This window comes from Mesorhizobium sp. LSJC280B00 (genome assembly GCF_000502835.1).
Classification (GTDB): Bacteria; Pseudomonadota; Alphaproteobacteria; order Rhizobiales; family Rhizobiaceae; genus Mesorhizobium.
In genome coordinates, this window is record NZ_AYVL01000060.1 from 1 (window position 1) to 11,563 (window position 11,563).

The 11,563-nt window shown below is 59.9% G+C and carries 8 protein-coding genes and 3 pseudogenes; 5 read left to right on the forward strand and 6 right to left on the reverse strand.

Translation table 11 applies throughout. The annotated features are described in order from the left end of the window. Positions 1-968, forward strand: a 968-nt coding sequence (locus tag X773_RS72315) for an IS110 family transposase (RefSeq protein WP_023680674.1), incomplete at its 5' end; no start/stop codon positions are given. Between the two features lie 329 nt (positions 969-1,297). Here the strand turns inward: X773_RS72315 and X773_RS75865 are convergent. Both X773_RS75865 and X773_RS78780 read right to left on the reverse strand, forming a co-directional pair. Continuing rightward, positions 1,298-1,552, reverse strand: a pseudogene (locus X773_RS75865) (cupin domain-containing protein); the annotation flags it as partial. Then, entirely contained in the window at positions 1,444-1,791 is a 348-nt protein-coding gene (locus tag X773_RS78780) for a hypothetical protein (RefSeq protein WP_245274877.1), read from the reverse strand. The pseudogene X773_RS75865 and the gene X773_RS78780, both read right to left, overlap by 109 nt. Positions 1,792-2,037: 246 nt before the next feature. Between X773_RS78780 and X773_RS72320 the strand changes: the two genes are divergently transcribed. Then, a complete protein-coding gene (locus tag X773_RS72320) occupies positions 2,038-3,462 on the forward strand; it encodes a Do family serine endopeptidase (RefSeq protein ID WP_245274878.1) in 1,425 nt (474 codons plus the stop codon). A gap of 106 nt (positions 3,463-3,568) precedes the next feature. Here the strand turns inward: X773_RS72320 and X773_RS77035 are convergent, their stop codons facing one another. After that, on the reverse strand, positions 3,569-4,057 hold the full coding sequence (locus X773_RS77035) for a hypothetical protein (protein WP_156937504.1): 489 nt from the start codon (positions 4,055-4,057) through the stop codon (positions 3,569-3,571). Positions 4,058-4,187: 130 nt separating this feature from the next. Further along, positions 4,188-5,015 (reverse strand): thermonuclease family protein, encoded by an 828-nt coding sequence (locus X773_RS79200; RefSeq protein ID WP_280952146.1) that lies wholly within the window; start codon positions 5,013-5,015, stop codon positions 4,188-4,190. A gap of 1,359 nt (positions 5,016-6,374) precedes the next feature. Between X773_RS79200 and X773_RS72335 the strand changes: the two are divergent. Beyond that, positions 6,375-6,838 (forward strand): annotated as a pseudogene (locus tag X773_RS72335) (transposase); the annotation flags it as partial. 6 nt (positions 6,839-6,844) lie between these two features. Further along, positions 6,845-7,693, forward strand: a pseudogene (locus X773_RS72340) (IS110 family transposase); the annotation flags it as partial. 958 nt (positions 7,694-8,651) lie between these two features. Here the strand turns inward: X773_RS72340 and X773_RS77045 are convergent. Together X773_RS77045 and X773_RS79450 are read right to left on the reverse strand one after the other, a co-directional pair. Further along, entirely contained in the window at positions 8,652-9,005 is a 354-nt protein-coding gene (locus X773_RS77045) for a hypothetical protein (protein ID WP_156937505.1), read from the reverse strand. 708 nt (positions 9,006-9,713) lie between these two features. Continuing rightward, on the reverse strand, positions 9,714-9,890 hold the full coding sequence (locus tag X773_RS79450) for a hypothetical protein (protein WP_023680685.1): 177 nt from the start codon (positions 9,888-9,890) through the stop codon (positions 9,714-9,716). A gap of 67 nt (positions 9,891-9,957) precedes the next feature. Here X773_RS79450 and X773_RS0140210 point away from each other — a divergent pair, with 67 nt between their 5' ends. Continuing rightward, positions 9,958-10,419, forward strand: a complete 462-nt coding sequence (locus X773_RS0140210; protein WP_348625959.1) for a hypothetical protein — start codon at positions 9,958-9,960, stop codon at positions 10,417-10,419. Positions 10,420-11,563: the final 1,144 nt, after the last annotated feature.

Sequence of the window (11,563 nt, forward strand, 5' to 3'; positions counted from 1 at the left end):
GGGGCGTTGTCGTGCGCAAGGCCCTGCGCCGATCGCAAGTTCTGCCGTTCTTCACCAAGTTGCCACCCTGCCTGATCGGCATGGAGGCCTGCGGGACGGCACATCACTGGGCTCGAGAACTGACGGAGCTCGGCCATGAAGTCCGCCTGATGCCACCGTCCTACGTGAAGCCCTATGTGAAGCGCGGCAAGAATGATGCGGTGGACGCGGAAGCGATTTGCGAAGCGGTAACACGCCCGACCATGCGCTTCGTGGCGATGAAGTCGGCCGAGCAACAGGCGGCCCTGTCGCTTCACCGCACACGCAATCTTCTGGTCAAGCAGCGCACGCAACTCGTGAACATGATCCGCGGCCTGTTGGCTGAGTTCGGCATCGACATTCCCCAAGGTTTGGAGCGGGCGCTTAAGCTGGCGCGCCAGATAGCCGCGAAGAAATCCCCATTGGACGTACCGGCAATGGCACTGCAGATTCTGTGTATCCTGTGCGAGCAGGTGCTCAACACCCATGCCCGGCTCCAGACCATTGACCGGTCGATCCTTGCCCAACAAAGAACGAATGAAGTGGCACGGCGTCTATCGACCATACCTGGCATTGGCCCGATCGGTGCCACAGCGTTGGCGGCCTCGGTTGCTGATCCGGGTCAGTTCCGCTCGGGTCGAGAGTTTGCCGCCTGGCTCGGGCTGACACCTTCGCAAAACTCGAGCGGCGGAAAGGACCGTCTCGGGCACATCACCAAGATGGGCGACCGGTACCTGAGAAAGCTCCTTGTGATCGGCGCGACCTCCCTGATCCGACGGGCAAGGCATAAGCCCGAGGCTGCGGATCCGCGCCTCCTCGCGTTGCTCGCCAGGAAGCCAGCGCGCGTGGCGAGCGTAGCGATGGCAAACAAGATGGCCCGCGTGGTGTGGGCTATCATGGCGCGCGGCGAAACCTATCAGGCGCGTCATGCTCCGAACCTTGCAGCGTAAGTTGCGCAGAAGACGAGACACTGAAGCAGAAATCAGATCGAGCCGATCGATCGGCTCCATGAGGTTGTGAGAGCGACGCGATGTGATGGCGAGACCGGTCAGGCCGGGAACAGGGACAACCCNAAGCAGATTGGGACCCAGTTCGCCGACCCCATCAGGGCCAGCAGTCTCGAATGGCTGCATCAACAGGCCGCACAGAAGACTGCACCCGACCAACGCGCCATAATGTCGAATTACCTCTTGCATCGCGGGAGCCATCCACAGAGGACATCGCTGGTGCCGACGCCATGAGCGGTGCTGCGCCATGACCCGATATTGCAGAATCGAGCTTAGGCTCTTGTCGTCAGGGTAGAGAGCTGGTCAGTGTCGTAACGGTTCCGCAAGTCTGCAAGCGCTTTCGGATCCGGAGAGCCGTGTGCAGCGAGCCTGGCAAGCTCTTCAAAATAGTGCTCGTGTCCAGGCGGAGAGACGGTCATCAGCACCCGCGCCGGCTCTTCGCTGACATTGGTGATGTTGTGCGGAACGCCCGGTGGAATGAACAGGTAGGTGCCCGCGGTCGCGCGGATCGTCTTGTCCCCAACATGGAGCTGACCGGTTCGGTTGCTCCCGGCGGCATGCGTAGCGCCGGCACCGATTCCACCGCACAGGCATCCGATGCCCAGGACGAAAGGATTGCACGCTTCTCCTGGACGTCCAGCGTCGCGTCAGTCAGCACGTCCTGAGGTCGCTCGAAATGCCGTGCTGGATGGAGCAACCGGTCAAGAAAAACATCAGGACCCTCGGGCCCGATTGGGGGAAAACTCGTCGAAATGGCTCCTTCCATCGATGGTCCTCCGCTTTGAATAGTCTCCTTTGTTGATGTCATCTTTGGTGGCTCTCGCGATTTTCACCAGCCGAAATTTTGGAGAGTTTCGAGCAAATTTCAATGGCCCGACAAGGCCAAATCCTCGCAGTTCAGCCCACGATCAACATTTTTTCGAACCGGTGAAACAATCGGCGTGAATGTCAGTTGTTGCGTCTGGGAAAAGTCGCGCGGCAGCGCCAGGGCGGTCGGGCAGGAGAATCAATCATGTCTTACATTGCCAGGAAGCGACTGAGCATGGGCCTCGTCGCAGGAATCTTGATGCTCTCGGCTGGCGGCTTTGCTCCGGTTTCAGCACAGGAAATCCCGAACGACTTCAGCGCAATCCTGCGTCAGAAGCTGCCGGCCGTGGTCGCGATCACGACGAGGCAGATCATCCAGGACCAAACGATGCTCGACGATTTTCTCAACCCCTTCGACAGCCGCGGGCCTGCCCAGCCGCAGGTGCGAGAAGCTCTCGGCTCCGGCTTCGTGGTCAGTCCGGAGGGCTACATCGTCACCAACAATCATGTCGTGGCCGACTCCACCGAAATCCACGTCGTATTCTCCGATAAGGAGACTTCGCCCGCGCGACTTGTGGGCCGCCATCCAGCAACCGACATCGCGGTGCTGAAGGTCGATCCACGCCCCAACATGACGACCACCGCCTGGGGTGACTCTGACGCAATGCAGCCGGGGGCCTGGACGATCGCGATTGGCAGTCCCTTCGGGCTCGGGGGAACCGTGACCGTCGGCGTTCTTTCCGCCCGCTCGCGCGACATCCAAGCCGGCCCTTACGACGATTTTCTCCAGACAGACGCCTCGATCAATAGAGGCAATTCCGGCGGCCCCCTGTTTAACGCGCGCGGCGAAGTGATCGGGGTCAATACGGCCATCGTCTCTCCGTTTGGCGGCAGCATAGGCATCGGTTTCGCCGTGCCGTCCCGAACCGCACGGAGCGTCGCCGATCAGCTGATCCGCACCGGCCGGATCGAGCGCGGGTTCATCGGAGTGCGTCTCCAGGAGGTGACGCCGTCGCTTGCCCAGGCGCTTGACATATCGAGCACCAAGGGAGCGCTGGTCGCCTCGGTCGAGCCCGGCAGTCCGGCAGAGAAGGCCGGCTTGCAATCGGGGGATGTGATCACCCGGTTCAACGGCAAGGACATTCAGGGCGTCCATGACTTGACGTTGGCGGCAGCTAACGAAAAGCCGGGGTCGAAAGCCACGCTGACAAGGAACCGCGGCGGCTCCCAGCAGGAGGTGGAACTGACCCTCGGTCAACGCAAGGACGAGGAGGTACAGACCGGTGCCGTTCCGAGTCCGGAAGCGGCGGACCAACGCCTCGGGCTGTCGCTCAGCACCATTCCGGACGAAGCGCGCCAGCAACTCGGTCTGCAGCCGGGTACCACCGGCGTGTTTATCCAGGAAGTGGCGCCGAATAGCCCCGCCGCCGAGAACGGCCTTCGACCTGGCGACGTGATTGTCTCGGCCAACAACCGGGATGTGGCACAGCCGTCAGATATCCAGGAGGAGTTGGCACGATCCCGGCAGCNATTGTCTCGGCCAACAACCGGGATGTGGCACAGCCGTCAGATATCCAGGAGGAGTGGGCACGATCCCGGCAGCAGCACAAGCCCATTCTGTTGCGCATAAACAGGCAAGGACAATCGCTCTTCATTGCCCTAGCTGCTTCCTGACGTAGCGTGCGTCGAAACCAAAAATGTGGCAAAGTTTCCGTTCCGTATCCGAAAGAACGGAATCAGGTCGCCGGAGCCCAAACATCACTCCAGCCGCCTCCTCCCATCTCGCGCGCGGCAAAAAGCAGCCAGCCGGCCGTGGCTCCCATCATCGTCCGCACTTGAGCAGCTCGTGCCGAGCCCGTGTCAATTTTGACGCACTCCGTTCCTATATAGCGTGATAGAAGACCTTCGCCGCGTTGGCGATGATGAAGACCGGCCTTGCCGGAACCGCGCAGCGAGCGCCCTTCCCGAAGACGCCATATGACCACATCTCGCACGGTCATTGTTGAGACGGCAGCGTCAAAGTTCGCCGCATCAGTTGCAACGAGTTCTGGAAAATCAGGCCGGACTTGATGCCAGCGAATGATAACGTCAGGTCGGCTCGCCGTGTTCTGCATCGCTCGTTGTCGATGGGTGGCGATCATAATCGATGGGCGGGGCAACATAACTTCGGCCTCGGCTCTGCCGAACTCCCTGCCGATTTGGAATGCCGCTGAAAGCTGTCTCATGAACGGAGGGCTGCACGTATTTTGGAGGCATCGTTGGATCTTCCCGCTTTCATTTAGTCGACAATAGCTGGTCCGCTTGGAACGGCAGTCCGTCACCGTTCAAAAGCCACCCGTCGAGGCGGCCCTTTCATTAGAAACCCTCCACATGACCAAACCCACCCCAACGCGCCGCGGCGCCAACACCGACGTGCGTGCGACCGTGAAGCGGCAGCACCTGCAGGTTCAACACTGGCTTTCGCAGGCGATGCCGTCTTTGTCGCGGTCTAGCTTGCGGCCCCAAGAGCAGTTTGGCTGGGTACCAACTTGCTTCATCGCACGAGCTGATTTGGGAACAGGTGCGCCGCGGCTCGCATGAATAGCCGCTTTGTGCGACCTGATGGCGGTTGATTAAGCCAAGCGGCTGGTTAGAAAGCGGCCGGTTGTCGGCATGCGCTAGACGCCACACCCAAGGCGCCTGAAAAGTTCCGGCCCACAGACCGAGCTTTGCCGCCTCTGCCTTCGCCTGCTGCCCCGCATAGGCGCCGTGGCTGTAGAGGGGCCAGTCCAGTGCCAAGCCCTGCTCGACAAGCCAGCGCTGAACGCTACGACCGTCCGCCCGATCGCAGTTCCCGACAAGACGCCCGTACCGATCACGATCGACAAAACTGCAATGCAGCGGTCGCGAAGCTGCCAGGAACTTGTCCAAGGCTTGGGCAGCGCGGCGCCCGCATGGGTAGTCAAAGCCCTTGGCGTCGTCGCAGTGCTGACGGCTCTCGGGCGCGTCGATGCCATTGAAACGAATCCTTTGGCCTGCAATCTCTACTGTGTCGCCATCGATCACCGAGGCGCGGCCTTCCATGTGGCCAGGCAATGGTTCTGTCCAGTTTGTTATCGTGCTCTGTTGGCCGGCGGTGCTCTGGATCGCGAATTGGGTGACTGCGGCGGCAAGCGTGCCGGCGCCGAGGAAGATCAGCCCCAAGAGGGGTCGNTGGTGCTTTGGAGGCCAGAGGTGCTCTGTTGGCCGGAGGTGCTCTGGATCGCGAATTGGGTGACTGCGGCGGCAAGCGTGCCGGCGCCGAGGAAGATCAGCCCCAAGAGGGGTCGCGGCAGCCGCCGTGACGGCATTCTTCTACCGGCGCGCCTTCGCCAGCGGTCAGCCTGATTGGCGCCTTGATAACGGTGGCCTTTGCCCACGCCCGCTCTCCCGGAAGAGAGAATGCCGCCATTCCGGGCGAGAGTCCAGAAGCTGCACTAGCCGGTCGGCAACTGGTCAACGCGGGGGGCACCGGCTCAGCCTTTCAACCGTCTCAACTATGGCCTTCGCAAGCGGGCATCAAGGTCCGCGTGAAGCACCTCCGGGGCGAGGAAGACCTTCGGCACGCCTCGCTGCAGGATTTTTGGGATGAAGACTAGAACGCCGTTTGTGTCTCCAAGACGCGACAACGCAAAGTTCACCGGCCCGGCCAAGCGCCGACTATTTGACAAGCGCGCAAATGGCGTATGCTGTCAGCGTCCAAGCTGTTGGGGCCGTAGCGGCTACATGCGCTTGTGCTACCCACCCTGGAGCTGGGGAAGTAACCGGCAAGCTCCTAGAAATTAGAGCATTTGAATTTGACGCGCTGGCACCGCCACCTATGACGACTTTTGGCTTGGGACACCAAGCCTGTGCGGATTTGTCTGGGCTTGTATCACTCGCGCTTGCATACTGGGTGATTTCCCAACCGCCGACGCCGTCCTTCCCCGCCGGACCCTCAGCCCCCATTGCACCTCTAGGTCCCTGCTTGCCGGGAAGACCTTGTGGACCGACAGGCCCTTGGGGTCCTGGGGGGCCTGCCGTTGTGCAACCTGCAAGGAGGGCGACGCATGCTAGAGCGGTAATAATTCTCATGACCACCTCCCCGGTTTCCCGGTGAGTTGACGACAAAAAACATTCGCCAAATCAACCGAATGTACCACCACGCGATTGTCGTGGATAGGAACGCGATCGGCGGCTAACGGAACGTCGCATATGCGCCGTGACGACGGGCGGCCAGCAATCGTAGCGTAGAGTGTTGACGCGCCTTCCTTGCCGTTGAAGCTCTCGATGAAGCCGTATCCGGCATGATGTTCTTGGTGCCATCGTTTGTTCGGTACGTCAGGTTCGTTAAGCTTGGCGCATCCGGGCCACGGGGCACCGGGAGCACGCAAGTGCGGGCAGGCCGTCGTATGCAGATGAACTGAGAGTTCGAGCACGTTATCTGGCCGCCCCTACGACTCGCCCGGATGCGCTGCGAGCGCGGATCCGTATTTGTCGTGTTGCCCGCTTGCTCCCTGTCTGTAACCAACGATGGAGGGAACCGTGCGCATTATAGGCATGGACATACACCGAGTGGACGCCGAGGTCGTGTCGTTGCTTGACGGCGAGATCGTCAAACTCGGCCGCGTTCAGATGCTGCGCGACAAGCTTGAAGAGTTTGCCAGGAAGGAACTCACCCATGATGACTATGTGGTGATCGAGGCGACCGGCAATGCAGCGGCCGTCGCTGAAGTACTATCGCCCTACGTGGACCGGATCGTGATCGCCAATCCCAAGCAGGTGCACATGATCGCGCACGCGAAGGTGAAGACTGACACGATCGACGCACTGTCCTTGCGAAGCTCTACGCCTCGGGCTTTGTGCCGGAGGTCTGGGTTCCGGATCCGGGGACCCTTGCCCTCCGAAGACAGGTCACCAGGCGGACACAGCTGGTTCGCCAGCGTTCGCGGCTGAAGAACCTGATCCAGTCAATCCTCCACGCCCACCTGATCCCGCCGTGTCCGCATAGNTCGCCCTACGTGGACCGGATCGTGATCGCCAATCCCAAGCAGGTGCACATGATCGCGCACGCGAAGGTGAAGACCGACACGATCGATGCCACTGTCCTTGCGAAGCTCTACGCCTCGGACTTTCTGCCGGAGGTCTGGGTCCCAGACCCGGAGACGCTTGCGCTCCGAAGACAGGTCACCAGGCGGACGCAGCTGGTTCACCAGCGTTCGCGGCTGAAGAACCTGATCCAGTCGATACTCCACGCACATCTGATCCCGCCATGTCCGCATGGGAACCTCGTCGGGCTCAGCGGGCGTAAATGGCTGACGAGGCAAATATTGCCTGCGGATGAGCGCGCCGCCATCGAGCGCCACCTCGGCTTGATTAACCAGATCAACGAGGCGTTGACGGTGGTCGAGGCGGATATAGCCGTACATGCCCTTCAGGATCCGACAATCCGCCGCCTGATGACGTTGCCCGGCCTCGACGTCACCGTGGCTGCGAGCGTTGCCGCGGCAATCGGCGACATACGGCGCTTCAGCGATCCACAGAAGCTCGTTGACTATCTTGGCCTCAATCCGAGCGTGCGGCAGTCCGGTGAGGGGCCAGCCTATGACGGGCGCATCACGAAGCNCTATCTTGGCCTCAATCCGAGCGTGCGGCAGTCCGGTGAGGGGCCAGCCTATGACGGGCGCATCACGAAGCAGGGCCGCGGCCATGCGCGGGGGATGCTGGTCGAGGCGGCATGGGCGGCTGTGCGATCGCCAGGACCTCTTCGCGCCTCCCACAAGCGGATCGCCTCGCGCCGCGGGAAGCACATCGCGGCCGTCGCCACTGCGCGCAAGCTTGCAATGATCATCTGGCACATGCTGAGCAAGGATACCGCAAAAAAGCCTCGGCGCTGGGTCGTTGCGCCGAGGCTTTGGGCACGTACAAGCTACACCAACATGTCCGTTTATAAACGTGCGCTAATAATGTAAAAAACGGTGAACCACGCACAGGCGGAAGGGCGCACGCTCAAAGCTGGGGTGAAGCGGCAATATCAGTGATGACAAGTTGCGCACCCTGATTGTTCCACCTAGCTTTCGACCGAACGAGGGGACGAGGATGTCGGCTGTGTATTTGGCAAGATGATGTACTCCGTCACCGCTCATGCCGATGAAGGGAGGCTCGAACCGCAAATCTCGAAATGTCTAGTGATGGCCACTGGGACCCCGCACATTCGGGGATTCGAAGCTGATTTTCAGGTGGTGCTAAGCAAGGCCGGCAAGGTGGAGACGATCACCGTTATGCTAGGTATGCTCATACATCGCGCTTTGCTCTGAGTGGCGGCCCAGCAGCTTGGGTTAGGGGGGCCGCTGGGCCTGACCAGCGAGCGTTCGGGAATGCTCGACTGGCCGGTTAGTATTTTAGATAAATCTAATATAATCGAACCATGCGAACGAAGTACGCGGCGGTAAGAAAGTGGCTGGCGTCCGATTCACTTACCGCGCGGTTTTGCCTTGGGTTCTGGCGAGCTTTCGGAGGGGTTTGCAGCCAATTTTGCAGATCGCCGATCTGTTACCCACAGGGACTTTTTCCTCGCCACCAAATCGTCACGATCGCCCTCAGCGGTCGCTCGGCTATGCATCGCAGCTATGGCGTAGTCGGCTCTGTTGGTTCGATAGTCTTCTTTTTGGACAGTCATCGTTTGCTCCCAGTTTCATAGCCCCTCTTTTTGCCCTGGCGAGGAGACTAACTGCCGGTGCATTACGCGAGTCAATCGATTAAACGACCACTCCGCAGTCGCGAGGGCGGGAAGCAAGCCGACAATTTCAACGTTGGAACGGCTTACAGAGTGCCGGCAACACAGCCGCCCTTTCGTCGGGCTGCGTTGATCGCGTCCATGTTGCCCTTCAGCTCGCCGATCTTGGCTTCACGTACCTTGATGTCTGTGTTGTCCATCATGCTGCCAACCGGCAAGCCAAGCCAAAACACGCCGTCCACATCATGGCGGGCGGTTCTGTCTTGTATGGCCATTATCGGCGCGAGGTCGGAACTCGTTCGGTAAAGTTCGGCTTCCAACTGGCTGCAGGACTTGCCCGCGTATACGCGGACGAAACCAGCGTGGGCTTGATGTCGGCTGGGCGAGTAGCGCAGCCCGACAAAACGCTGATGGCTACAAACGCACATAACTTGATTCATGCTTCCCCCAAAATGCCCGCGGCTAGCAGGCGCTGAGGGCAGGACGAAGTCTATTTGCCTTGACGGCATTCGGAATATATTCCTATTTTGCGGGATGCCGCACCCTCGCCGACACGAAGCCGTTTCCGAATATCACCTCGCCAAAATTGAACGATAGGCGTGGCTTCTGACGGTAGAACTCCGCGACGCGCAGTTGTCGCTCAAGCCATTTGGCGAGCATTGGGAAGCGATCGACCATCTGCATCGGGACATAAAGCGGGCGCTCAATCTGCTTAACAATAGGCCGGCGGACTACGAAGAACCACATTTCGCGCCTATGTCGCGAGGGTGAAGAACTAGCCTGTCAGTTTAGTGAAGTCGTGGCGCCGCGCGCGAACATGTGCCAGCAAATTCGTTTCGTTTACGACCCCTGATTGAAAGAGATTCAGCGTGGTCGAGGCCAGAATCTGACCGTCTATCGGGGTGCTGTACCATTTGGCGTCGGCGGTTACCTGGTCGACAACCCGCTGGCAGATCGCCCGATCTTTAGGTCTAAGGAACTGACTTTTCGGTGCTCGTAGCATCTCGACGCCTTGAAACGGGGAGTCACTGTCTCCCGCGCGATACCCATGCGTGGTCTCCGAGCATGGACCCTAAACGCATTCAGACGGAAAATTGCCATTCGTTTGAGTGGTACCGATGTCGCGTGGATAAGTGGCGGTCCGCGAGCTAATCCACCATGTCGCGCAGCGGCTTCTTGCGCTTTGGCGTCCTGTACTTCTCGACCAGCCTGACCTTGTCGATGTCGATCGTCACCAGTGGTCCCAGATCGACGGTCACCCTGCCGCCTTCCTCGTCTACGCGCGTGATCTCTCCGGTAAGCTCGATCTGCTGCCCCTTCTTCACCTTGGTATGATCGATGATCGAATGCGGAAAGCTATAGCTCGGAATCGAGACGTTTACGCAGTGCTGAATGACCCGTTTGCGAAGGCGGCCGGGATCGCCACCTCGTCACGAATGGAAATTCCGCGCGCCGTTCCATGAGTCTGGTGCGCTCGGTGCCTTACTCAAGATATTGCTAATTATGGATGAGCCTGCTTCCTCCAATCGATGGATGAAGCCGATCGTGGGCCGGTGCTATTTTGATGCATCGCGCGACTTACCCGACAAGAGCTGGCTCCAGGGGCAAAATATGAGCAAGACGACTCTCATTGCTATCGCAATCCTCGCGATCAGTGACGGCTGTGCCGAAGCCAAGGACCGTAAGGTCGAAACCGCGACGCTCGGCACGTACGCCAATTCGAAGAACCTGCCGGTTTGTACCGCGTCAAGCTCACCCTTCGAAGTCCTCGGTGATGAATGTTTTCTCGTCACAGGTTCGATGATCTATGGCGACATCGCCGAACTCTCCCGGACAATCACTTTGAGTTGGTAGCCTAACCAACAACCTCCCAGCGCGGCCTCCATTCTCCGGTATGAAGTTGTTGCGTCGCAGGGGCTGCCTTCGCCCAGATATCGACCCAGTCTTCGCGCGTCGCCAATACCGGCGCAATCCCCAGTCACCACGGGCCTCTCCAAAATTCTTATGCCGTCCGCACCTGCGGTCGAGCGTGTCGCGCCAACACAGCAGCGCCTCTGCATCGTTTGGGCAACCCAACGCATAGCTTCCGGTCCGGAAACTCGCTTACGCGTCTCATCGTCCATTCGGCAGCGGAAAATTAGGCCGATTTGGCAGTGCTCAGAATCGCGTAGCTGTCCTGCGATCCGCTCGGAGAGGATGGCGAGTGGTTGCGGCAACTGCGCCTCAAGCTGGCTGGCGACCGCCGTCTACAGCGCGCTGCTGCGGAGCAGCGCTGACGCTGCGTTCGTCCGGACGGTCGCAAGACCGCTTGATTGTATCCGGCCTGGAGACAGACAAACGCCGGCGCAATCTCACCCTGAAACCAAAAGACAATATCGATGACCTCCAACAGCTATGCTCCCAAGGGTTCAAGCGCCTGCAAACATTCACCATGCCAATTTCGCCATCGCCGCTTCGATAATGACGGCGCCATCAATTTCATGGCGCAAGCCGCTTCATGAACTTCTCCCTCGAGATGCAGCTATCGCCGCACGCCTTGCCGGCGGAGCACGTCTTGCAGCAGCCCTCGACCGGGATTGTCGACCAGGGTATTGCGGATCCGGGCGCATGACGATCGGCGCCGTCAGCATCAGAATGCCGGCAATCGCCGCAGCGGCGACGAGTCGAAACATGGTTGCCCCCTCCCAAGGAAGGAGGATCAGAGCATTTGTGATGGCTCAAGTCGAGGGAGGTGCAAACGTGATGAAATGCAAGGTTTTCGCCCACTGCCTCACGGTGGAGGGCTCTCCTTTCATCGTGACATCCAGCCGTCCGGCCCGTTGTCTGAGCGCATTGTCTCGTTGAGTTGCCGAAGCCGCTCTTTTCTCGCCGCCTCGGCCGCGGTCCGTAGCGGGTGAAGGGAAAAGCCTCGAGCTTGGAGGCAGAGGGTCACCGCCTTATGCCAGCGAGGCCCTCGCCGGGTCCACATCTTGAGCTGCTCAAGGGCTTCCTTCGCATT